The sequence below is a fragment of the Sphingobacterium micropteri genome (assembly GCF_014692515.1).
GTDB classification, from domain to species: Bacteria; Bacteroidota; Bacteroidia; order Sphingobacteriales; family Sphingobacteriaceae; genus Sphingobacterium; species Sphingobacterium micropteri.
Genome location: NZ_JACOIK010000008.1, coordinates 61,413 through 83,701, shown reverse-complemented (window position 1 = coordinate 83,701; position 22,289 = coordinate 61,413). Strand labels below are relative to the sequence as shown.

At 41.7% G+C, this 22,289-nt stretch carries 23 protein-coding genes; 17 read left to right on the top strand and 6 right to left on the bottom strand.

Annotation, left to right across the window (positions count from 1 at the left end):
• Positions 1 to 26: 26 nt before the first annotated feature.
• Positions 27 to 2,405, top strand: coding sequence for a type I DNA topoisomerase (gene topA / locus H8B06_RS12210; protein ID WP_190994558.1), 2,379 nt, complete (start codon positions 27 to 29; stop codon positions 2,403 to 2,405).
• 15 nt (positions 2,406 to 2,420) lie between these two features.
• Positions 2,421 to 3,107, top strand: coding sequence for a (d)CMP kinase (cmk, locus tag H8B06_RS12205; RefSeq protein ID WP_190994557.1), 687 nt, complete (start codon positions 2,421 to 2,423; stop codon positions 3,105 to 3,107).
• On the opposite strand, the gene H8B06_RS12200 is transcribed toward cmk, so the two are convergent.
• Positions 3,104 to 3,964 (bottom strand): universal stress protein, encoded by an 861-nt coding sequence (locus H8B06_RS12200; protein WP_130140223.1) that lies wholly within the window; start codon positions 3,962 to 3,964, stop codon positions 3,104 to 3,106. The two genes, cmk and H8B06_RS12200, sit on opposite strands and share 4 nt — an antisense overlap.
• Positions 3,965 to 4,279: 315 nt before the next feature.
• On the opposite strand from H8B06_RS12200, the gene H8B06_RS12195 reads away from it, so the two are divergent.
• Complete coding sequence (locus H8B06_RS12195; protein ID WP_190994556.1) at positions 4,280 to 4,891, top strand: RNA polymerase sigma factor; 612 nt, start codon at positions 4,280 to 4,282, stop codon at positions 4,889 to 4,891.
• A 14-nt stretch (positions 4,892 to 4,905) separates the two neighbouring features.
• A complete protein-coding gene (locus tag H8B06_RS12190; RefSeq protein WP_190994555.1) occupies positions 4,906 to 6,213 on the top strand; it encodes a porin family protein in 1,308 nt (435 codons plus the stop codon).
• 24 nt (positions 6,214 to 6,237) lie between these two features.
• Here the strand turns inward: H8B06_RS12190 and H8B06_RS12185 are convergent, their stop codons facing one another.
• Both H8B06_RS12185 and H8B06_RS12180 read right to left on the bottom strand, forming a co-directional pair.
• The gene (locus H8B06_RS12185; protein ID WP_190994554.1) at positions 6,238 to 6,849 is read right to left on the bottom strand and encodes an HAD family hydrolase; all 612 of its coding nucleotides are present in this window, start codon (positions 6,847 to 6,849) and stop codon (positions 6,238 to 6,240) included.
• Between the two features lie 9 nt (positions 6,850 to 6,858).
• On the bottom strand, positions 6,859 to 8,046 hold the full coding sequence (locus H8B06_RS12180; protein ID WP_190994553.1) for a proline dehydrogenase family protein: 1,188 nt from the start codon (positions 8,044 to 8,046) through the stop codon (positions 6,859 to 6,861).
• A gap of 178 nt (positions 8,047 to 8,224) precedes the next feature.
• Between H8B06_RS12180 and H8B06_RS12175 the strand changes: the two genes are divergently transcribed.
• From H8B06_RS12175 to ruvB, 10 genes are all read left to right on the top strand, one after another.
• Positions 8,225 to 8,431, top strand: a complete 207-nt coding sequence (locus tag H8B06_RS12175) for an RNA-binding S4 domain-containing protein (protein ID WP_130140218.1) — start codon at positions 8,225 to 8,227, stop codon at positions 8,429 to 8,431.
• Between the two features lie 33 nt (positions 8,432 to 8,464).
• Entirely contained in the window at positions 8,465 to 9,535 is a 1,071-nt protein-coding gene (gene aroB, locus H8B06_RS12170; RefSeq protein ID WP_190994552.1) for a 3-dehydroquinate synthase, read from the top strand.
• Positions 9,535 to 10,248: a ThuA domain-containing protein gene (locus tag H8B06_RS12165; protein ID WP_190994551.1), complete on the top strand. Its 714-nt coding sequence runs from the start codon at positions 9,535 to 9,537 to the stop codon at positions 10,246 to 10,248. The genes aroB and H8B06_RS12165 overlap by 1 nt, the downstream gene beginning before the upstream one ends.
• A gap of 20 nt (positions 10,249 to 10,268) precedes the next feature.
• Positions 10,269 to 11,579, top strand: a complete 1,311-nt coding sequence (locus H8B06_RS12160) for a D-alanyl-D-alanine carboxypeptidase/D-alanyl-D-alanine-endopeptidase (protein ID WP_190994550.1) — start codon at positions 10,269 to 10,271, stop codon at positions 11,577 to 11,579.
• Positions 11,580 to 11,613: 34 nt separating this feature from the next.
• Positions 11,614 to 12,921 carry an MFS transporter gene (locus H8B06_RS12155; RefSeq protein WP_190994549.1) on the top strand — a complete coding sequence of 436 codons (1,308 nt, stop codon included), beginning with the start codon at positions 11,614 to 11,616 and terminating at the stop codon, positions 12,919 to 12,921.
• Complete coding sequence (locus H8B06_RS12150; RefSeq protein WP_190994548.1) at positions 12,918 to 13,646, top strand: (Fe-S)-binding protein; 729 nt, start codon at positions 12,918 to 12,920, stop codon at positions 13,644 to 13,646. Before H8B06_RS12155 ends, H8B06_RS12150 begins: the two co-directional genes overlap by 4 nt.
• Before the next feature lie 19 nt (positions 13,647 to 13,665).
• Positions 13,666 to 14,550 (top strand): sugar phosphate isomerase/epimerase family protein, encoded by an 885-nt coding sequence (locus H8B06_RS12145; protein WP_190994547.1) that lies wholly within the window; start codon positions 13,666 to 13,668, stop codon positions 14,548 to 14,550.
• A 154-nt stretch (positions 14,551 to 14,704) separates the two neighbouring features.
• Complete coding sequence (locus H8B06_RS12140) at positions 14,705 to 16,288, top strand: peptide MFS transporter (RefSeq protein WP_190994546.1); 1,584 nt, start codon at positions 14,705 to 14,707, stop codon at positions 16,286 to 16,288.
• 167 nt (positions 16,289 to 16,455) lie between these two features.
• Positions 16,456 to 17,181 (top strand): polyprenol monophosphomannose synthase, encoded by a 726-nt coding sequence (locus H8B06_RS12135; protein WP_190994545.1) that lies wholly within the window; start codon positions 16,456 to 16,458, stop codon positions 17,179 to 17,181.
• 16 nt (positions 17,182 to 17,197) lie between these two features.
• A complete protein-coding gene (ruvB, locus tag H8B06_RS12130) occupies positions 17,198 to 18,220 on the top strand; it encodes a Holliday junction branch migration DNA helicase RuvB (protein WP_190994544.1) in 1,023 nt (340 codons plus the stop codon).
• On the opposite strand, the gene H8B06_RS12125 is transcribed toward ruvB, so the two are convergent.
• Together H8B06_RS12125 and H8B06_RS12120 are read right to left on the bottom strand one after the other, a co-directional pair.
• Complete coding sequence (locus H8B06_RS12125; RefSeq protein WP_190994543.1) at positions 18,217 to 18,771, bottom strand: hypothetical protein; 555 nt, start codon at positions 18,769 to 18,771, stop codon at positions 18,217 to 18,219. The two genes, ruvB and H8B06_RS12125, sit on opposite strands and share 4 nt — an antisense overlap.
• A complete protein-coding gene (locus H8B06_RS12120; protein ID WP_190994542.1) occupies positions 18,761 to 20,185 on the bottom strand; it encodes an ATP-dependent DNA helicase in 1,425 nt (474 codons plus the stop codon). Before H8B06_RS12120 ends, H8B06_RS12125 begins: the two co-directional genes overlap by 11 nt.
• Positions 20,186 to 20,261: 76 nt before the next feature.
• Here H8B06_RS12120 and H8B06_RS12115 point away from each other — a divergent pair, with 76 nt between their 5' ends.
• The 3 genes from H8B06_RS12115 to coaD are packed head-to-tail and all read left to right on the top strand — an operon-like array spanning position 20,262 to position 22,068.
• Positions 20,262 to 21,059 carry a DUF3822 family protein gene (locus H8B06_RS12115; RefSeq protein ID WP_190994541.1) on the top strand — a complete coding sequence of 266 codons (798 nt, stop codon included), beginning with the start codon at positions 20,262 to 20,264 and terminating at the stop codon, positions 21,057 to 21,059.
• Entirely contained in the window at positions 21,047 to 21,586 is a 540-nt protein-coding gene (gene rsmD, locus H8B06_RS12110) for a 16S rRNA (guanine(966)-N(2))-methyltransferase RsmD (RefSeq protein ID WP_190994540.1), read from the top strand. Before H8B06_RS12115 ends, rsmD begins: the two co-directional genes overlap by 13 nt.
• 20 nt (positions 21,587 to 21,606) lie before the next feature.
• Positions 21,607 to 22,068: a pantetheine-phosphate adenylyltransferase gene (gene coaD, locus H8B06_RS12105; protein WP_190994539.1), complete on the top strand. Its 462-nt coding sequence runs from the start codon at positions 21,607 to 21,609 to the stop codon at positions 22,066 to 22,068.
• Between the two features lie 6 nt (positions 22,069 to 22,074).
• On the opposite strand, the gene H8B06_RS12100 is transcribed toward coaD, so the two are convergent.
• Positions 22,075 to 22,257, bottom strand: coding sequence for a type II secretion system F family protein (locus tag H8B06_RS12100; RefSeq protein ID WP_317170899.1), 183 nt, complete (start codon positions 22,255 to 22,257; stop codon positions 22,075 to 22,077).
• Positions 22,258 to 22,289 lie beyond the last annotated feature (32 nt).

Sequence of the window (22,289 nt, the reverse complement as noted above, 5' to 3'; positions counted from 1 at the left end):
TTATTTGCAAAAATCATTCATTATAAATGGCAAAAAATTTACTGATTGTAGAGTCACCCGCGAAAGCAAAAACGATAGAAGGATATTTAGGAAAGGATTTTTTGGTAAAATCCAGTTACGGTCATATCCGTGATTTAGTGAAGACGGATGATGCGATTGACGTAGAAAATAACTTTGAACAAAAATATGAAGTTCCCTCTGATAAAAAGGCAGTTGTCAGCGAGTTAAAGAAATTAGCCAAAGATGCGGAAACTGTTTGGCTAGCATCCGATGAAGACCGGGAGGGAGAAGCCATATCTTGGCATTTATATGAAACACTATCGTTAAAAGACGATAAAACAAAACGTATTGTTTTTCATGAAATTACCAAACCAGCGATTATGCGGGCCATTGAAGAGCCACGCAAAATTGATTATAATTTGGTAAATGCGCAACAGGCGCGCCGAGTCTTGGATCGTTTGGTAGGTTTTGAACTTTCTCCGGTATTGTGGAAGAAAGTTAAGCCGTCGTTATCTGCCGGTCGTGTCCAGTCTGTTGCTGTACGACTTATTGTAGAACGCGAACGCGAAATCAATAAATTTACGGCCGAGGCTTCCTTTAAGATTGTCGCACAATTTACGACAGGAAAGGGAAAAGAACAATTTAAAGCGGAACTGCCACAACGCTTTGAACAAAAAAGCGATGCCGAAGCATTTTTAAAAGATAGTATTCAGGCGGCTTTTGCCGTTAGCTCACTGGAAAAGAAACCGGCAAAACGTTCGCCGGCTGCTCCATTTACGACGTCCACGTTGCAACAGGAGGCCAGTCGAAAACTGGGTTTCTCTGTCGCACGGACAATGCAGGTGGCACAAAGACTATACGAAGCGGGGCGTATCACGTATATGCGTACCGACTCCGTGAACTTAAGCGACACGGCTATCCAGGCCGCACAGCAGGAGATTGTGAACGCTTATGGTGAAAAATACCATAAGCTACGTCGCTATAAAACCAAATCTGCAGGCGCTCAGGAAGCGCACGAGGCGATCCGCCCCACCTATTTTTCACACCATACGATTGAAGGCGATCCGGCGGAACGTCGCTTATATGAATTGATCTGGAAGCGCGCTATCGCATCGCAGATGAGTGAGGCGGAGTTTGAGAAAACAACGGCTAAAATAGCGGTATCTACCCGGAAAGAGGAACTAGTCGCGACAGGAGAAGTAATGCGATTCGATGGTTTTCTAAAAGTTTATATGGAATCCACCGATGAGGAATCCGATAATACCCATGAGCAAAGCGGTGACAACGCGTTGTTGCCCCCGTTAGAGAAAAACCAAAACTTGGAGTTGAAGGCTATGCATGCAACTGAACGTTTTTCTCGTCCGCCAGCTCGCTATACCGAAGCTTCGCTGGTAAAAAAACTGGAAGAATTGGGTATCGGACGCCCGTCTACCTATGCACCCACGATTTCTACTATACAAAATAGAGGCTATGTCATTAAAGAAGATCGAGATGGGAGGGAAAGACAATATACCGTATTGCAGATCGTAGACGATAAAGTCGTAGAAGAAAGAAAAACGGAAATGACCGGCGCGGAGCGATCGAAGATGTTTCCTACCGATATCGGTGTTTTGGTAAATGACTTTTTAGTAGAGCATTTCCACGATATTATCGATTATAATTTTACGGCTAAAGTAGAAAAGGAATTTGACGAAATTGCCCATGGTGGTAAAGAGTGGACAATGATGTTGAAGGATTTCTATGGGCCGTTCCATCAAGGTATTCAAGATACGTTGGAACATGCTGACCGCGCGAGCCACGAACGACAGTTGGGGATGGACCCCGCAACTGGAAAACCGGTGAGTGTACGTGTTGGTCGATTTGGACCGTTGGTGCAGATTGGTTCCGCAGACGATGAAGAAAAACCTCGTTTTGCCTCGTTACGTAAAGGACAAATGATTGAAACCATTACGTTTGAAGAAGCCATGGATCTGTTCAAGCTTCCGAAAAAGGTGGGGGTTTTTGAAGAAAAGGAGATGACCGTTGCTATCGGACGATTCGGCCCCTACATTCGCCATGCAAGTGCTTTTTATTCCTTGCCGAAGGGAATGGATCCCATGGACGTGACAGAAGAAGAAGCTATTCAGATTATTCAGGAAAAGCGACAAAAAGATAAGGAAAAGGTTATTCGCGTGTTCACCGAAAATCCCGATGCACAAATCGAAAACGGTCGTTGGGGACCTTTTATCCGCTTTGGTAAGCAAAATGTTAAAATTCCGAAAGGTACGGATATCGAAAAAATCACCTATGAAGACGTGTTGAAGTGGGCAGAAGCGGATCCGAAAGGTAAAGCAAAGGCGGCCGCAAAAACCACCACGGCTAAAAAGACGACGAAAAAAACAAGTGCAAGTAAATCAAAGAAATAAAAAAGGCAGCAATTAATGGAACGGGAGAATTTTATCATTGCAATTGATGGATTTTCGTCTTGTGGGAAAAGTACTGTTGCGAAAGCGGTGGCAAAAAAGCTCCAGTTCGTATTCATAGATAGTGGCGCTATGTATCGTGCCGTCACCTTGTATTTTTTAAGACATCAGGTCAATCTGGACCATACGGAAGAAATTAAGACAGCTTTGGAGCATATTCATATCGATTTTGTACCGCATGCCGATAAAATGTGTATGCTCTTGAACGGAGAAGATGTATCAGAAGAAATTCGCCAAATGCATGTTTCCGAAAAAGTGAGCGAAGTAAGCGCCATTAAGGAAGTACGACAAGCCTTGGTCAAGCAACAACAAAACTTAGGAAAACGCCGAAATATTGTAATGGATGGACGGGATATCGGTACAACGGTATTTCCCGATGCAGATCTGAAAATATTTATGACAGCTAGTCCGGATGTGCGTGCAGAAAGGCGATTGGCAGAACTGCTGGCTAAGGGCGAAGAGGTATCGATGGACGAGATAAAACAAAATTTAGCCCATCGGGATCATATTGATAGTACACGTGAAGAAAGCCCATTGCGACAGGCTGAAGATGCCATTGTTTTGGACAACTCTGACCTAACGCAAGAAGAGCAACTAGAGATTGTACTGAACGAATACGAGAAAAGAAAGACGGGGCGTTATTAAAAGGCCCCTGGATCATCTCCCTCTTGCAATACCAATGTTGCTGTATTTGCGTGCATGCGAAGCCGGTTGCTCATACTAGACTTGAATAACCGTTCTAAGAGGCTCTTGTTCCTTTTTACCACACATAACAGGTCGACACGGTGTTGTTCGATGTATTTGTTTAAGGTATGTTCGATAGACTGATCCATATCCAGCAACACAAATTCTAGATTGTCTTGTGGAAACATTTTTTGCCAACGATCGGTCATTGCAATAATATCGATGTTTTTATCCTTTAAAACATGGGCGCATTTAACTTTCACCGCAAATTTATCCGCAATTTCCATGATATGACGTAGAGCTGCTTCATCTTTTTCCCGGAAAAGTGTTGTGAACAAAATTTCTTTAATGCCATCGTATTTTGCTTCCTTTGGAACCGATAAGACAGGGACTTTTACACCACGGATAACGCCTAAGGTATTTGACCCAAAAATCTTATCGATTACGCCATCTGCCCGATTTGTACCCATGACAATTAAATGAATCCCTTCGTTTTCAATAATGCGCTGTGCGTTCGCGACAACGGTACCTTCTTCAAAGAGAAAGGTCAGCGGCACGTTGGACAAATTATAATCATCTGCCATCTGATGAAGATCTGCGGTGTGCTTTTTAAAATTCTCGAATTGATGCAGTTCATAATTCTCATATACCTCGGGTACCAGCTCTGGCTGTCCAGCATGGGTAGCAGACAATACCGGCTGCATATACGTATTGAGGACGTATAAGCTAGCGTCCATTTCCTTTGCCAAATGTAAGGCGTATGCAAACGCATTATTGGCGGCGTTGGAGAAGTCTGTGGGGAATAATATCTTTCTCATAACTCTAAGTTTTATATTATATAGCAAGTTAAGGTATTTCCTTGATTTTTACAAGCATTGTGATGCGAAATATCCACGATTGTTAAACACCGGAACGAATCATAATCTGGATATTCCATATGGCCTTTAAAAAACAGATTATTTTGCATATGAATTATTTTTTTATAAGATGAATCATTTTTGATAAGGGTGTAGCATTTGGAAATGATGGTACGTTTAGTTAAAAAATAAAGGTATATGGCAGAATGTTAGGGCGCTGTTCTGGTAAATGAGAATTAATTCGTTAAATTGGCATACCCGAACAGACGGTTTTAAGTGAAAGTTGTTCAGCAATATTGGAAGAAGGCGAGACCATTGACCTTACGAGAGGCTTTGGAAGATTGCGTTGTGGATGAAAGTGAGCGCGGAAAATCGTTTGTTTACAAAAAATATTATGGATATGTCATGGCCGTAGTACTTCGTTACATTACGGTAGAAATGGAGGCAGAAGAGGCCGTTAACGAAAGTTTTGTAAAAGTTTTTAGAAAGATTGGATCTTTCGAAATGCATGCCGAGGAGGAAGCATTGGAAAAAACATTTCGTTCTTGGTTGGCCCGTATCGCGGTGAATACATCCATAGATTTACTGCGCACACGAAAACCGACCAGCTTTTTGGAAGATACCTCAGACGAAGAGATGAAATCGCACACGGTGGTGATGACGGACAGATTAGGTGTAGAGGATATTATGAAATTGCTGACACGGCTACCCGATATCCAACGTTCTATTTTTAATCTATTCGAAATTGAAGGATACTCGCACGAAGAGATAGGAGCCATGCTCCACATTCCAGAAAGCACATCAAGAACATATTTAACACGCGCTAAACAGCGTCTACGAAAATTATATATGGAAGAATTTAGTGTTTCGCACAATATACATTCATAAATGCGAAGGGAAACATGAAAGATCGTAATAAGGAACTTATCGAGCTCATCAAAGAAGGGCTTAAAAATGTAGAGGAACTTCCTTATAAAGAGGGGGCTTGGGAAGCCTATAAAGCTAAATATGAGCCCACTCGGAAGGTAAGATATTTCGCGCTACCTTGGGTGGCAGCAGCGGTTATGGCGTTGGCAGGATTTACGTTCTTGTTTCTTCATGATTGGACAGATTCTACCAAATCTAGAGAGGTCGTTGAAACGAGGCAAGAAGACAAACAACCTTTACCTATCATTCCAATGCCTGTTGAGGAAACGACAGACAAACCTATAACAGCACCAGGATCGGAACGCTTAGCTTCGATTAACGTGCCAGCTGATAAGATAAGGGAAAGTATGCGAAATAGGGTGACATTGGATAAAATAGACTTTTCGCCCCTTCATGTGGTACATTTGACGAGCAAGCCTATGCTGACCGCGAAAATGGAAAAACCTATCTTGCTGTCCGTCGCGGAGGAGGGCAAACCGCCTGTGGCATTGCCCTGGAACGATGATTTAATAGCTGGAGAGCAAATAGATCCAAACTTTGCTTATCAAAGCGAAGCTGCCCGTCATTTATCGCCTAAGAAATTGCGTCTTACCGATCGATTTGAAATAGGAGCCTTTGTGAGTCCATCAACTACAGACCGAAGTTTCGATCTTGGCGGCGGACTGGTTTTTGCCTATAGATTTAATGATAAGATCGCTATTCGTACAGGGGCTTCGTTTAACCAATATGAAGTTGGTATGTTGAAATCACATGTACAGGAAATAGGAGAAGAGAAGAAACAAGCAGCAGCAGCTATAAAAAATACGGATAAGCTAATCTCTAAAGAGGCTGCTTCCCTTCGAACCAACAATTTTTTTATTCCGAATTTGAATGCCGTAACCGGAAAGGTACAGACGTTGGATATTCCGCTAGATATACGCTATAATCTCACAAAAGAGTTTTATGCCACAGGCGGCGTTTCTTATGCGGCGGTGCTGTCTCAGGAGCGTTTTGATCATTATGAAGAATCCGCTGGTATACCGACCTATTCCAGTGCCTCCGATTCGGAGAAGCCCGCTGAAAATCCGGTGACGACTATTGAAACAACCCAAATAAGTAGCGATGAAAATATAAACACCAATGGTTTTGGTGGGTTTGTCAACTTTTCGGTCGGCCGAAAAGTTAATATGGGTAAAACGATGAAAGTTTCGATTGAACCGTTTGTGAAATTCCCTGTAGGCCAATTTAAGCGTGCCGACATGAATTACACAAACGGTGGAATACGTATAATGACGAGCTTCTAGTACGAATACGAAGGAAGACGTATATTATATTTTGTCGACACGTACCCAGCTCATACCTGCAGCAATCGCTCCTTGAACGCCTGGATCACCGTCCTCAAAAACAAGACAATCCGCAGGAGCAACATCAAGTTGTTCAGCGGCTAAAAGGAAAGGTTGCGGGGAAGGTTTTCCTTCTGGTGTGTCGCCTGCACATACCAATGTTTCGAATTTTCCGGTTACGTTGATAACCTCCAAAGTAACGTTTAAGGTAGAACGTGACCCACCTGAAACAAGTCCAATTTTCTTTTTTCCTACGTTTTCCAGAAGATGTTGTAGCACGTAGTCTAGTGGTTTAGTCTGGCGGATAAACTGCTCCATGAAAATGCGGGATTTTGTCCGGGCAAAATCTAAAGTATCTATATCCCGTTGGTATCGTTTACCAATTTCTGCTGCAACGTCTACCGTTGGCCAGCCTGCCAGTTCCTCCACAATATGGTCATCCAGCTCAATTCCGTAAGTTGCAGCGGCAGCTACATAAGCAGCTTTATGCGCCGGCATGTTATCGGCAAGTGTGCCGTCTACATCGTATAATAACGCTTTAAATGGTTTGGATTTTTCCTGTAAGATGTTAAATTTTTTCTGTGATTCAGCATTCATGCCGCAAAATTACGATTTTCTTCTCGCTTTCTCTTTTACTATTAGACTTAATTCGCGGCTTGTTTGACCACCTACGGAAGTATTTTCCTGTGCACGACGGAATAAATAAGGCATAACGGCTTTTACTGGCCCGTAAGGCATATATTTAGCGACGTGAAAGCCGGCGTCCGCTAAATTGAATGATAAATTATCAGACATACCTAATAATTGAGCGAAGAAAATATGATCGTTGGCCGGAGAGATGCTGCGTAAGGCCATTTCGTCTGTCAACAATCTAGCGCTCTCTTCATTATGCGTGCCGGCCATCAAGCCGATACGGTTAATATGGTTTAGACAAAACCGGATCGATTCATTGTAATCCCGATCGCTTGCTTCTTTATTGGGTTGGATAGGGGAACGGTAGCCATGTTCGGCCGCACGATCGCGTTCTATTTCCATATAAGCACCTCGTACAATTTTGGCACCCAAATAAAAGTTTTGGGTCTGCGCATACGCGAAATCAGCCTGTAGGGAGGCGAATTTATCATGGCGGTACAATTGATATGTGTTATATACGATGACACGCTCTTTATTGTATTTCTCCATCATTTCCCGGGCAAAGTCATCGATAGTATCTTGTATCCAAGAATGCTCGGCGTCTATCAACACCCGTATATCCGCTTTATAACAAGCGCCGCAAATAGCATCTATACGCTCATAAACGCGTGCAAACTCCATTTTCTCCTGATCAGAAAGTGGCTGTTTTGCATCCACTTTGGCAAATAGATCAAATCTTCCCAAACCTGTAGGTTTGAAAACACAAAATGATATAAGTTTATTTTTTTGTGCATAAGCTACCGTACGTAAAATTTCCGCACAAGTGTGGTTAAAGCTCTCTTCCGATTCTTCTCCTTCTACCGAGTAATCCAAGATGGTAGTTACCTTGGCTTGCCCGAGTTCGGCAATAGCGGGCTCACACCCCTCGATGGATTCTCCCCCACAAAACTGTTTGTAGATTGTGTTGCGAATAATACCTTGGATGGGTAACCCAATTTTTAAAGCAAAGTTTGTAAGAGGCGTGCCAATTTTGATAAGGGTATTGCTGGCTACTATTTTAAAAAGCCAGTATGCTTTTTCCAAATCTTCATCGGATTTATTTCGAAAAGCAATTTCCGTGTTGTTAAAATCCAGTTTAGCCAAATGATGCACAGATATCATACGTGTAAAATAATAACGGTCAAAATTAAATATTTATTTTCATCTCTTTATATCTTTTCGGTAGCCGATAAGCCTTTTATGTTTAACAGGAATTATCCTTTTTTTTACGGATATTATTGATCACTTGATTTGCGATCCCGTATCTTTACAAAACATAAAATAATAATAGAGAAGCATTATGCAAACATTTTCATTAAAGGGAGAGTATATTCAGTTAATCCAGCTATTAAAAGCCATGAATTGGGTCGAACATGGTGCGATGGCACAGTTTGTCGTGGAAGAAGGATTGGTTAAATATAACGGTCAGGTAGATTTTAGAAAAAGATTAAAAGTAAAAGTAGGAGACATCATTGAATTTGATGGACAGCAAGTAAAAATTGTGTAATTTAGTGCTTTCATATTTCAAACAGCGCAATACATGACAAAACAGATCGCCAGTCTTGGTTATACGGTATTCTTCGAAAACAATCTCGAATCTTTAGCCACATTTATTACTTCACGCAACTATTCCCAAATTTTGGTGTTGGTGGATAGAAATACCAATGATCATTGTTTACCGATATTACAATCCGCTCTTTCCGAGATAACGGATTACGATATTATTGAAGTCGATCCGGGAGAAGAAAACAAAAATATTGATTTCTGTATTGGTGTTTGGAAAACCATGCTCGATTTTGGTGCTGATCGAAAAGCATTAATGATCAATTTAGGTGGTGGAGTAGTGACGGATATGGGAGGGTTTGCAGCCTCTACTTACAAAAGAGGTATTGATTTTATTCAGATTCCGACAACCTTACTATCACAGGTCGACGCCTCGGTGGGCGGAAAAACGGGGATAGATCTAGACAACGTAAAAAATATCATTGGTACATTTACGCAGCCCCAAGCAGTTTTTATCAGCGGACAGTTTCTAGATACGTTGGATGAGCGTCAAATGCGCTCGGGTTTTGCAGAGGTTATTAAACATGGTTTAATTTACGATAAGGAGTTGTTCTTCAGAACGAAAGATGTTGATTTGAATAGTGATGGTTTAGATGACATTGTTTTTCGTTCCGTGGAAATAAAAAATGACGTAATTACACAAGATCCAACCGAAAAGGGCCTTCGAAAAATCTTAAACTTCGGCCACACCATCGGACATGCTGTGGAAGGGTATTCTTTGATACACGACGCCGATCCGCTGTTACACGGCGAAGCTATTGCATTGGGCATGATTTGTGAAGCTTATATTGCGCATAAAATAAATGGCCTTTCCACAACGGATCTATCGGAAATAATGGCTGCATTCGATAACCGTTTCGTACGGTACGACTTTTCGGAAGAAATATATCCGGAACTTATAGCCTTGATGCAAAATGATAAAAAGAACGACGGAAAAAAACTGGGATTTGCTTTACTGGCTGAAATCGGAAAATGCGATTACGATAGGTATGTAAAAGAAGAGCTGATTACGGAAAGTTTAGATTTTTACAGAAATAAAAATACATAATGAAACATCTTTTACTCTTTATAAACCTGCTCTTCTTCGGCCAGATATTTACGGCCTATAGTCAGGAACGGGTATTGGTCTTTACCAAAACAACAGGCTTTAGGCATAAAAGTATTCCCAAAGGGGTCGAAACGGTAAAAAGAATACTGCAATCGGAAGATATCGCAGCCGTACATACCGAAGATGCCCGCTATTTTTGTGCGGATAGTTTAAGCCAATTCGGTGCTGTCATTTTCTTAAGCACCACCGGAAATATATTTAATGACGAGCAAAAAGCTGCATTTCAGCAATTCATACGCTCGGGCAATGGATTTGTCGGTATACATGCCGCATCTGATACGGAGTTTGAGTGGCCTTGGTACGGCGAACTGGTAGGGGGGTATTTTACGCAACATCCGCCGGTGCAAGAAGCTAAAATAGATGTTGTTGATCGTACACACTTGGCAACGAAACACCTACAAGAGGTTTGGTGGCATAAAGATGAATGGTATGATTTTAGAGATATACAGCCTGGATTACATATTCTGATGACCCTCGATGAGCAAAGTTACAAGGGCGGAACGATGGGAAAATTTCATCCGATAGCCTGGTTTCGGGAGTTCGACGGTGGACGTACATTCTATACGGGGCTTGGACATACGGATGAGTCTTTCGACGAGATTCCTTTTCAACAACATATTATCGGTGGTATCAAGTATGTGTTAAGGCATTAGGTATAGTTGACTTCTCGTTTATGAATAAATTGCTGTTTTCTATATTTGTTTTATTCCTTTCTGCTTATCAAGCAAGATCACAAGATATAGGTTTAATTCAAAGATCGTTAGCGCAATCACCTATATTAAAGAATCATTTCTTTGGCTTTAGTCTTTATGACGTGGAGGAGCATCAATTCCTCATGGGCTTGAATGAAGATAAATATTTTACGCCGGCATCCAATGCCAAAATATTCACATTATTTACAGCCCTTAAAAATATCGGAGATTCCATTCCTGCATTACAGTATATAGAAAAGGGGGATTCTTTGTTATTCTGGGGAACAGGTGATCCCACCTTTCTACATCCGAAGTTGGATGCAGGTACAGTCTATAATTTTTTAAAAGCTACAGATAAAAAGTTATTTTACGTAGGAGGCATACCAACAGAAGAGCCTTTTTATCGCCTGGGGTGGGCTATGGAAGATTATGAGGAATACTATCAGCCAGAGATAACCCCATTTCCTATTTACGGCAATGTCGTGACCTTTGGGCGTATTCGGAACAGATTGACCGTTTTTCCGGTACATTTTCAATTTTGTGTAGCTACAGACGAGACCATCGCGGAGCCAGACCACTTCCGGATCCATCGAAAATTTGCGGAAAACATCTTTTTGATCAATAACGCAAGAATTCCGAATAACTACGTAAACCAGAAACCGTTTAAATATTCTGATGAGCTCTTTATACAGCTTCTGCAGGATACGCTACAGAAACAAGTAGAATTAATTCAATACCCTAAGCCCACAGAAGTGAATACTTTATATTCTGTTACTACACGGGATGTACTACGGGAGATGATGTTGGTTAGTGATAATTTTTTGGCGGAGCAGTTGATGATGGTTGCAGCGATGAATAGATATGGTGAATTTCATACCGCTCGGTTAAGAAAAGATATGGAGGCTGCGCATTATGCTTTTTTTACAGATAAGATAGACTTATATGATGGCAGCGGTTTATCACCTTATAATAAAGTTACGGCGAGGAGTTTGGTGGAACTTTTGTTGATCATAGCACAAGAGATTCCCGAAGCAAATGCACTTCATTATTTGTTTGCTGCGGGAGGCTTAGAAGGCACGTTAAAAACGACTTATCGGCTGGATAGTGGCGTTCCCTTTGTATGGGCAAAAACAGGCACCCTTAAAGGCGTACATTGTCAAAGCGGATATATCCGGACCCGTAGCGGACGAAATCTTGCATTTTCTTTTCTCCATAACAATTTCGTGGGTTCAGCGAAACCGGTGCGTAAGGAAGTCGCTCGTATCATGACTTTTATCTGGGAATATTTTTAATGAATTATTAAAATCTGTTATATTCGCTTCACAAATGCGTGTTATTGAAAAAAACAACAAACGCTTAATTCGCTCCTGGTCGATGTTTGACTGGGCGAACTCAGCTTATAATCTGGTCATTACATCGACCATTTTTCCAGCTTATTACACGGCGATTACGCAGACGGCGGAAAAAGGAGATGTTGTCAGTTTTTTCGGATTCGAGGTCGTTAATACCGCTCTCTCTAACTTTGCGTTGGCTTTTTCTTATCTCTTCATGGCTTTTGTATTGCCGTTTCTTTCGTCTTATGCCGATGTGCAGGGAAAAAAGAAAAGCATGATGATGTTCTTTACCTATTTTGGCGCGATAGCTTGTATGGGGCTTTTCTTTTTTCGGCTAGAAACATTAGAAATGAGCGTGATATTGTTCGGATTGGCCGCTATGGGTTATATTGGAGGTGTATTATTTAACAATTCCTATTTACCCGAAATAGCTACGGTAGATAAGCAGGACAGCGTGAGTGCACAAGGTTTTGCTTATGGTTACGTAGGCTGCGTTATCCTCCAGCTTATCTGTTTGGTGTTTATTATAAAACCAGAATGGTTCGGTATTATCGATGCCTCGTTTGGACCGCGGTTATCCTTTTTGTTGGTCGGTGTATGGTGGGCTGGTTTTTCGACCATTCCGTTTTTTGCACTTCCGAACAACCAAAAATCAGTGATACGGGCTTCCAAAAAAGTGTTCCGTACGGTTATTATAGAATACCGTATCGTATTACGCCGTATACAGAAGATGGAACGTATTCGTCGGTTTTTGCCCGCTTACTTTTTTTATTCTGCCGGGGTACAAACCGTGATGATTGTAGCGGCTGCATTTGGTGCCAAAGAGCTTCAGCTCGAGAGCTCTAAACTCATTATAACCATACTGTTAATTCAGCTGGTTGCTATATTCGGTGCTTTTTTGATGTCCAAGCTTTCTGCAAAGTTCGGTAACATTAAGATTTTGATCGTCGTCGTATTGGTGTGGATAGGTGTGTGTGTATCCGCATTCTTCATAAAAACAGAAACAGCATTTTACGTTTTAGCGTGTTTGGTTGGATTAGTAATGGGCGGTATTCAATCGCTCTCCCGTTCTACCTATTCTAAATTCCTTCCCGAAAACATCAAGGATACGACATCCTTTTTTAGCTTTTATGATATCACCGAAAAATTAGCTATTGTATTAGGGTTATTTTCTTTTGGGTTGATAGAACAGTTCACCCACAACATACGTTACTCCGCGCTGTTTCTTTCTGTATTTTTTATCATTGGATGTGGTTTACTCTTTCGCTTACTGCGATTTAATAAGGCGATGACGTCATGAAAGTAGAACTATTTATACCCTGTTTCATAGACCAGATTTATCCGGAAACGGCTTTTAGTACGGTAAAGCTGTTGCAAAAAGCAGGTTGCGAAGTTGTCTATAATCCGAAACAAACCTGCTGCGGGCAACCGGCGTATCATGCGGGCTTCTGGGATGAGGCTAAGAAAATCGGTCTTAAATTTCTGCATGATTTTTCGGAAGATCATTATATCGTGTCGCCGTCGGCCTCTTGTACCGAGATGATAAAAAATGGATATGATGATTTGTTTACCAATTCTACGGTTCATAACCGCTGTCGCAATATCCAATCAAACATCTATGAATTGACCGATTTTTTGGTAAATGTGCTTAAAAAAGATTATTTTGGAGCTGAATTAGTGGGTACGGCGGTCTATCATGACTCCTGTACCGCGTTAGGAGAATATAAGATGAAAGACGAACCCAGACAGCTATTAGCGCAAGTGGGCGGTCTTGAGATTGTTTCCATGCGTGAGCAAGACGCATGCTATGGGTTTGGAGGCACTTTTTCCGTGAAATTTGAAGGCATATCGGCAGCGATTGCTGAACAAAAAGTACAAAATGCCATGGCCGTTAAAGCTGACTATATTATTTCAACAGATAGTTCATGTTTATTTCAAATACAAGGATATATTGATAAACATCAACTCCCCATCAAGACCAAACATATCGCGGATGTGTTAACCTCCGGGTGGGCAAATATTTAATAAAACCTATAAAAATCCAATGAACTCTAGAAGAACGTTTTTAAAAAACTTAGGACTGGCAACAGCAGGAGTGGTAATAGCTCCTTCGTTAGACGTGTTTGCCGCAAAAAAAGCATGGTTTGACATTTCGTTAGCGCAATGGTCTCTTCACAAAACACTATTTGCAGGAGATTTAAAGAATATTGATTTTCCGGAATTTGCCGCAAAAAAATGTGGTATCTACGGGGTGGAATATGTCAATCAGTTCTTTAAAGATAAAGCTAAAGATATGGCCTATTTGAAAGACTTGAACAATAGGGCTAAAGATAATGGTGTCAAAAATGTGTTGATCATGATCGATGGGGAAGGGAATCTAGGTGACGAAGATAATGCGAAGCGTTTAAAAGCGGTTGACAACCATTATAAGTGGATCGATGCAGCAGCCTTTTTAGGATGTAAATCCATCCGTGTAAATGCAGCCGGAAAAGGTACGCCGGAAGAGGTGGCACAACGTGTCGTAGACAGCTTAGGCACATTAGCGGACTATGGTAAAAAAGCAAAAATTAACGTCATTGTAGAAAATCACGGTGGTATCTCTTCCCATGGTGATTGGTTGGCGGGCGTCTTGAAAGCAGTCGGTAAGAAAAACTGTGGAAGTTTACCTGATTTCGGTAATTTCTATGAATACGATCGCTATCAAGGTGTACAAGATCTAATGCCCTATGCGAAAGGAGTAAGTGCCAAGTCTCACGATTTTGACGCAAATGGTAACGAAACGGCTATTGACTATCACCGCATGATGCAAATTGTGAAAGAGGCTGGATTTAAGGGATATGTGGGCATTGAGTATGAAGGGAGTAAACTTGCCGAATTAGACGGTATTCTCGCGACTAAAAAATTGCTGGAGCGATTTAAAACGTTATAAATTCGGGTTAACCCGTAATTGAATTTTTACAAAATATAAAATGGATATTACGGGAAAAACTAGAATTTTTATTTTCTTTGTAGCAAAGTTGCCAAAATCAATTAGGTAAATACCACCTATTTGATTTTGGTTTTTACGACGATAACTTTAAAAGATGATTCAACAAAAAGAAGACGAAGTCCTGGTAAACCACCTCGCTAAGCAGGGCATTGACAACAAAATGGTAATGGGACATCCCGCAAGTTTATTTGTGCTGTTTTTTACAGAAATGTGGGAGCGCTTTAGCTATTATGGAATGCGGGCCCTGTTGACGGTGTTCCTCATCACAGAAATTGCCAAAGGCGGGTGGGGATGGACAAATGCGGACGCTATGCAGCTTTATGCCTGGTATACCGGCTTAGTTTATCTTACACCGTTGATCGGAGGAATGATCGCGGATAAACTTACAGGATATCGGAAAGCAATTCTACTCGGCGCCTTAATCATGACCTTGGGTCATCTCTCGATGGCATTTGAAACGTTTGGAAATAGTTTCTTTTACTTGGGTTTAGTCTTGATGATTCTAGGGAACGGTTTATTCAAGCCGAATATTTCCTCTATGGTGGGGCAATTGTATCCCAATACCAGTACTAAGAAAGACGCAGGTTACACCATTTTTTATATGGGTATCAACGCTGGTGCCTTTTTAGGGATGTTGCTATGTGGCTATATAGGAGAGAAAATAGGTTGGCATTACGGTTTCGGGCTAGCCGGTGTATTTATGTTCTTCGGTATGTTGCAGTTCTTCTTTGCGCAAAAAATATTTGGTATAAATGGTGAGAAACCTGATACGACACATAAACCGGAAGAGCATGTAGAGAAGATTACGGATGAAGAAACCCCTGCAAACGTGGTGCGCGACCGGCTGATTGTCGTAGCCGTATTAATGTTTGCCAGTATCTTTTTCTTCTTTGCTTTTGAACAGGCGGGCGGTTCGATGTCTATCTTTGCTAAGGATTACACGCAACGGGTTTTAGAAGGAAATGCCGGACTGACATTTAAATGGATCGACGCGGCTCTGACGATTTTCCCCATCATGATCGTAACCTGGGTACTCTACAGTCTGGCAAAGAAGATAGCCGGGCAATATCCATTAACCATTCTGTTTACGGCGATTTCTTTTGTCATTATATGGGCGCTTGGCTTCTGGAAAGTATATAGGGAATTCAGTATTGAACAGACCGAAGTAACCGTCTCCTGGTTTCAGATTTTAAATTCGTTTTTCATTATCACCTTAGCCTCGTCCTTCAGTAAAATATGGGAAAAAGTATGGAATCCCTCTGGGCCGATAAAATTTGCTATGGGCTTATTACTAGTGGGGATTGGTTTCGTTGCTTTGGCTTATGGTGCCAGTTCCATTCCACAGGATGCAAAAACGGCATCAGTAAGCATGATCTGGCTGATTTTAGCTTATTTTTTCCATACGACCGGCGAACTATGCCTGTCTCCTGTGGGTCTTTCTTATATGAGTAAATTGTCTCCGCCAAAATTCGTAGGATTGATATTTGGTCTTTGGTTTACGGCTTCGGCGATTGCCAACTTTATTGCTGGTATGACAGGCTCTTACATTGACGAAATATCGGAGAAATATTCCATGTCGACATTTTTCTTAATTATCGCAGGATTACCTATTCTTGTTGCTTTACTATTGCTTGTATTCAATCCGCTGTTAAAGAAATTAATGCATGGTATTAATTAAAATATGTTCTTCTTTTTTCCCGTAAAAAAGAAGCAAAAAACTCGTCGCTTTGGATATTTGAGATAGGGGATAGTACTAAGGATAAATTTCTACATACCTCAAATATCCGGATGCGACATTTAGTGTTAATGGAGAGACGGTGCAATCAATTTAATATATCATCGAGCGTGACAGACAGCTTAGTTATTATTCCCACGTATAACGAAAAAGAGAACATAGCGAAGATCATCCGCAAGGTATTTTCCTTAGCTGTTCCCTTTGATATTTTGGTTGTTGATGATGGTTCGCCGGATGGTACCGCAACTATTGTCAAGACTTTACAGCAGGAATATGTCGGCCGTTTGTTTATTGAAGAACGCGTTGGCAAGTTGGGATTGGGTACGGCTTATATTCATGGGTTTCGGTGGGCATTGCAGCGCCATTACAGCTATATATACGAAATGGATGCCGATTTCAGCCACAATCCCGAGGATTTGATTCGTTTGCGCCAGACATGCTTGGAGGGTGCAGACATGGCGATTGGCTCCCGTTATATAAAAGGCGTCAATGTGGTGAATTGGCCAATGAGCCGCGTGCTGATGTCATATTTTGCATCCGCGTATGTACGCCTTATCATGCGTATACCTATTCAGGATGCTACCGCCGGTTTTGTCTGCTTTTCCCGGAAGGTATTGGAAAAAATTCCGTTAGACAATATTAAGTTTATCGGTTATGCTTTTCAGATTGAAATGAAGTTTACCGCTATCCAATATGGTTTCAAACTAGTAGAAGTACCTATTATATTTACCGACCGCACCGAGGGAGTTTCTAAAATGAGTACGCGCATATTCAGAGAAGCATTTTTTGGTGTTATACAGTTAAAAATAGAGAGTTGGTTTAAGAAATATAAATAGTTAACTTCGCGTATATATGAATGAAAATCTTGATCCGAATCCAGAAAGGCTAAATTCCATTGATAGGGATATAGAACGGGCTTTACGTCCGCAGGTCTTCGAGGATTTCACCGGGCAAGAGAAAATTTTAGAAAACCTCTCTATTTTTGTTAAAGCTGCAAAATTGCGCAGCGAGGCTTTAGACCATGTGTTGTTACATGGCCCTCCCGGCTTGGGTAAGACCACGTTATCCCATATTATCGCGAATGAAATGGGCGTGAACATCAAAATCACATCCGGTCCGGTATTGGATAAGCCAGGGGATTTAGCGGGTTTACTAACGAATCTGGAAGAAGGCGATGTCTTGTTCATTGATGAAATTCATCGTTTAAGTCCGCTGGTAGAGGAATACTTGTATTCGGCGATGGAGGATTTCAAAATTGACATTATGTTGGAAACCGGTCCCAACGCCCGCTCCGTTCAGATTTCATTGAATCCTTTTACGCTTATTGGCGCAACAACCCGATCTGGATTGTTGACAGCACCGCTTCGTGCCCGTTTTGGAATTAATTCACGACTTCAATATTACGATGCTAAGTTGTTGACTACAATTGTACTAAGATCGGCTCATATCTTAAATACACCAATTACGGAAGAAGGGGCGTATGAGATTGCACGACGAAGCCGGGGCACACCTCGTATTGCCAATTCGCTATTGCGTCGAACGCGGGACTTCGCGCAGATTAAGGGTAATGGCTCCGTTGATAGGGCTATCGCGCAGTATGCCCTGAATGCCCTGAATGTGGACGAAAATGGGCTCGACGAAATGGATAATCGGATTCTGATCACCATCATCGATAAATTCAAAGGTGGGCCCGTCGGACTAAAAACGATCGCTACAGCCGTAGGAGAGGATGAAGGAACGATTGAGGAAGTATATGAACCGTTTTTGATTCAAGAAGGTTACCTGATGCGTACATCCCGCGGTCGTGAATGTACCGAACTGGCGTTCAAACACCTGGGGAGAAATACGTTCCATCGAGGCAATACGTTATTTTAAGCGATTTTCTTCAACACTCTTTTTGCCCTGCTAGCTAATGCTGGGGTCGGATTTTTGAGTAGGTGGTGGATTTGTTCTTTCAATTCTGTGGTGATCCAAGGATTGTTCTTCCGTAAATTACACAATATATCCAGACAATTAACGAGAACCGCCACGGGACACGCCGGATGGATTAACCAATTAAACGTTTGTTCTACTAAAATTTCCTCCTGATCGTGCGTTTGCGGGACAGCTGTTTTGAAATCAGTAGCCAGCATCGCTATTTTCGTGTAGCTCCGTATGGTTCCCCAATGCTTTTGCTTTGATAATCCGATAAGGAAGGAGTCATATAGGGGAGCAATGAGCGCAGGTTGTTGTATACAAACATGTTCGAGCAACCATGCTGCCCGAAAAGAAACTTGGTTGTCAGGATGGTAAGAATACGCCAGCAAGCTGGCTACGGTGAAACCCTGTATCTGGATAAAATCCAGATTAAATGATTTTGCCGGATATCGCCGGATATCGACTTTTAGAAATTGAACAAGTTGCGGCTCAAAATCCTTATTCTCCATAAAACTTAGGATTAAAGTTAACCAAAAACAATTGTGCTGTGGCACGGGTAATAGCCGTATAAAGCCAGCGTAAAAATTCCATGTTGAGCATCTCGTCGTTTAAATAACCTTGATCTACAAACACACAAGGCCATTGTCCACCTTGTGCTTTATGGCAGGTGATCGCGTAAGCAAACTTAATCTGTAAGGCATTATAATAAGGGTCTTTTTTAATGGCCTCCAAGCGATCTTTTCTGGTCGGTATATCCGCATAGTCTAGCGCAATTGATTCATATAGTTGCTGCTGTTGTTCACGCGGCATGTTGGGTGCATCTACGTGTAAACTATCGAGCAGAACACGGCATACCACGGGTTCCAGCTCGTCATCATCTATAAATTCCAGCGATACATCCGCGAAGCGGAAACCATGTTGATCGTGTATATTGCTGACCTTCCGAACTTTTGCCAGATCGCCATTAGCGATGAACCCCGTGTTTTTCTCGTCATGTTGCTGAAGCCAATAGTAATTATTCCGTACGACCATCACCAAATCGCCCCCTGTAATTTCTTCGTCGCGAAAGAGAATCTGATTCCGGAGATGCTGATTATATAAATTGGCAGATTTATTGGACCGGCAGATCACGATGGTGTTTTCGATATCAAAATGGTCATAGCTATAGTGTAGTCCCTCCAATAACCGATCACCGTTCATGCGAAAAATATCCGTAAACCCTTTGGTATGGAATTGTGGAAAAGGGAGTGCGCCACCCTGATCTTCCCAATGGATATCGTTACGTACTTTGGTGGCATTATAAAGTATACCCGATGCTTTTTGCTGCCGTACAACCTCGCGAAGCTCATAATGAAAAACCCGTAAGTGGTAGTTCGCTTCGAGGTAATTCGGATCCAGAGCTGGGCTTTCCAACATGCCCACAGGTGGCAATTGTGCGGTGTCCCCAACAAATAAAAGACAGCAGTTTTCGCCTGATTGCACATAGCGAATCAAATCGTCCAGTAAACTTCGAGAAAAGAATTGCTCGCCGGCATCTGAGATCATAGAAGACTCATCTACAATAAATAAAGTGTTTTCATGTAGATTCTCCGCTAAGGTGAAATCCATTTCGAGGGTAGCTGCAGATTTTTTGCGATATATCTTTTTATGGATGGTGAATGCTTTTCTGCCTGAATAGTGCCGCATAACTTTTGCAGCGCGTCCAGTAGGCGCCAGTAAGACCGATCTTTTCTGAAGCGTGGGCAAAATTTTTACCAATGCGCTGATAATCGTGGTCTTTCCCGTACCCGCATAACCCTTCAAAAGAAAACATGTACTCGGGTGAAATGTCGATAAGAACTCGTCTAAAAGCGAAAATGATTCCTGCTGTTGCAAGGTAGGTTGCCATACAAACTGTTGGATAAGCAGGTTCTGAATATGCATAATCAAAGTTATGCAAAAGGTTGGTCATATCGATTGGAAAAGCTAATTTTGTTGAGGGACTTCAACAACCCATGGTATGAAATACACATCAAAGCATTTCCATTTACATTATATACCACAGTATAAGCTGTTCGTAAAAGCTGATTTTTTAGAAGATACATTGATCGTTGTCGATGAGTCTGGACAGGTTCAGGCGATGTTCCGTTATCCCACAAATGAACCCGACGTGGAAGCGGTCAAGTTGCTGGGCTTGCCGTTTCAGTATGTGTTCATCAGCTTGCCGGTACAAAGTTTAGTGTTTATCCCAACGGAAGTATATCAGGCAGAAAACCATCCGTTGTATCAAGAGTTTTTACTGGACGACCATACCGACCGTACTCAAATTCATAGTTTAGATAATCTAGCTATAACAGCTTGTTATCAATTTGATTTGCTTTTGTACAACCGCTGGCGTGCCATCTTTCCCCGTGCAAAATTTGTGGCTGATTTTCAGCTTCTTTTAGACGAGGTACAAACTTATATTCCCATGCAGGGCGAAGTATTGGGAGCACATTTCAATAATACGCAGGTAGAACTGTTTGCTTTCAAAAATGGAAAATTCCTGTTTTATAATGTGTTCGATATACAGCATGTAGACGATTTAAATTATTTTGTATTGACTACCTGCCAAGCTTTTGATTTACATATTAAACTGCATAAGATATTGATCTCCGGTGTCGATGCCCAACATGCATATAGTGCCGCACTTACTCACTTTGCCAATCGTGTAGAGTTTATCCAAGGCCGGACAGATTTGCACGCTGATGATGAAGGTGTACAGCAGGAAGTCGGTAAGTTGAATTTCATAGCAGATGCTCCTTTATGCGTATCATAGGCGGAAAATATGGAGGACTTCGGTTATCTCCACCAGCCAACTTACCGGTGCGCCCTACGACGGATATCGCCAAAGAGGCGCTGTTCAATATATTGGATAATCGGATCGCGCTGGACGAATGCGATTGCCTTGATCTTTTTGCTGGAACGGGCAATATCAGTTTTGAACTGGCCTCACGGGGAGCGCTATCGGTAGAGTCGGTGGATATTCACTTTAAATGTTTGCAGTTTATTAAGGATACGGCGAAGAAGCTGCATATCGAGGTTATTCGAACCCGTAAAGCGGATGTACTGAAGTTTATTGCAGCTTGTAAAAATCAATATGATTTTATTTTCGCCGATCCACCGTATGATCTACCATCCTTACCGCAATTAGCCAACTTGATTCTGGAAAAAGGCTTATTGAAGCCGGGTGGAACGATGGTGATTGAACATCCTTCTACACGAAAAATGGATGAATCGCCGTTTTATATAGAAACAAGGAAATATGGCTATTCTTCATTTAGCTTTTTTAAACTGGATTCGTAAACCTTTAATGCTTATTGAATATGAACATTGCTGTTTTCGCCGGATCATTTGATCCTTTTACGTATGCTCACCAAAATATTGTAACGAGAGGACTATCGTTATTCGACGAGGTCGTCATCGCGGTGGGGATAAATAGTACTAAAAAAGGGTTGATGTCTTTTGATGATCGGGTAAAAGCCATTTCAGATCTATTCCAATCGAATGAAAGGGTAGAGGTGGCGCAGTTTTCGGGTCTTACGATTGATTTTTGCCAGGAAATAGGAGCGAAGTATCTGCTTCGTGGGTTACGGAATACCGCCGATTTTGAATTTGAGAATGCCATCGCACAAAACAACCTCTTGCTTGCACCGGAGATCGAAACGTATTTTCTGATGGCGAAATCTGGGTTGGCGCATATATCTTCGACCATTGTCCGGGATATTTTGCATCACCAAGGTGATGTATCGGCGTTGGTGCCAAAGGAAGTTTTGAAGTATATATAAGCTTTTTCAAAAACTATTACTCATCTGGAACATAGGTAAGTACATGGCTATTAAGATCAAACCTACCACCAATCCCAAGAAAATGATAATTAAGGGTTCCAATACCGTAGAAATTGTCGAGGTTTTGTATTCCACCTCTTCGGTGAGCTGATTCGCGATTTTCTCGAAAAAAAACTCAAGTCTGTTCACCTCTTCGCCGACAGAATACCGAATCTGAAAAG

Coding starts and splice junctions, on each gene's coding strand:
- topA (WP_190994558.1), top strand. CDS start 27: ATGGCAAAAAATTTACTGATTGTAGAGTCACCCGCGAAAGCAAAAACG.
- cmk (WP_190994557.1), top strand. CDS start 2,421: ATGGAACGGGAGAATTTTATCATTGCAATTGATGGATTTTCGTCTTGT.
- H8B06_RS12200 (WP_130140223.1), bottom strand. CDS start 3,964: ATGAGAAAGATATTATTCCCCACAGACTTCTCCAACGCCGCCAATAAT.
- H8B06_RS12190 (WP_190994555.1), top strand. CDS start 4,906: ATGAAAGATCGTAATAAGGAACTTATCGAGCTCATCAAAGAAGGGCTT.
- H8B06_RS12185 (WP_190994554.1), bottom strand. CDS start 6,849: ATGAATGCTGAATCACAGAAAAAATTTAACATCTTACAGGAAAAATCC.
- H8B06_RS12180 (WP_190994553.1), bottom strand. CDS start 8,046: ATGATATCTGTGCATCATTTGGCTAAACTGGATTTTAACAACACGGAA.
- H8B06_RS12175 (WP_130140218.1), top strand. CDS start 8,225: ATGCAAACATTTTCATTAAAGGGAGAGTATATTCAGTTAATCCAGCTA.
- aroB (WP_190994552.1), top strand. CDS start 8,465: ATGACAAAACAGATCGCCAGTCTTGGTTATACGGTATTCTTCGAAAAC.
- H8B06_RS12165 (WP_190994551.1), top strand. CDS start 9,535: ATGAAACATCTTTTACTCTTTATAAACCTGCTCTTCTTCGGCCAGATA.
- H8B06_RS12160 (WP_190994550.1), top strand. CDS start 10,269: ATGAATAAATTGCTGTTTTCTATATTTGTTTTATTCCTTTCTGCTTAT.
- H8B06_RS12155 (WP_190994549.1), top strand. CDS start 11,614: ATGCGTGTTATTGAAAAAAACAACAAACGCTTAATTCGCTCCTGGTCG.
- H8B06_RS12150 (WP_190994548.1), top strand. CDS start 12,918: ATGAAAGTAGAACTATTTATACCCTGTTTCATAGACCAGATTTATCCG.
- H8B06_RS12145 (WP_190994547.1), top strand. CDS start 13,666: ATGAACTCTAGAAGAACGTTTTTAAAAAACTTAGGACTGGCAACAGCA.
- H8B06_RS12140 (WP_190994546.1), top strand. CDS start 14,705: ATGATTCAACAAAAAGAAGACGAAGTCCTGGTAAACCACCTCGCTAAG.
- ruvB (WP_190994544.1), top strand. CDS start 17,198: ATGAATGAAAATCTTGATCCGAATCCAGAAAGGCTAAATTCCATTGAT.
- H8B06_RS12125 (WP_190994543.1), bottom strand. CDS start 18,771: ATGGAGAATAAGGATTTTGAGCCGCAACTTGTTCAATTTCTAAAAGTC.
- H8B06_RS12120 (WP_190994542.1), bottom strand. CDS start 20,185: ATGCATATTCAGAACCTGCTTATCCAACAGTTTGTATGGCAACCTACC.
- H8B06_RS12115 (WP_190994541.1), top strand. CDS start 20,262: ATGAAATACACATCAAAGCATTTCCATTTACATTATATACCACAGTAT.
- rsmD (WP_190994540.1), top strand. CDS start 21,047: ATGCGTATCATAGGCGGAAAATATGGAGGACTTCGGTTATCTCCACCA.
- coaD (WP_190994539.1), top strand. CDS start 21,607: ATGAACATTGCTGTTTTCGCCGGATCATTTGATCCTTTTACGTATGCT.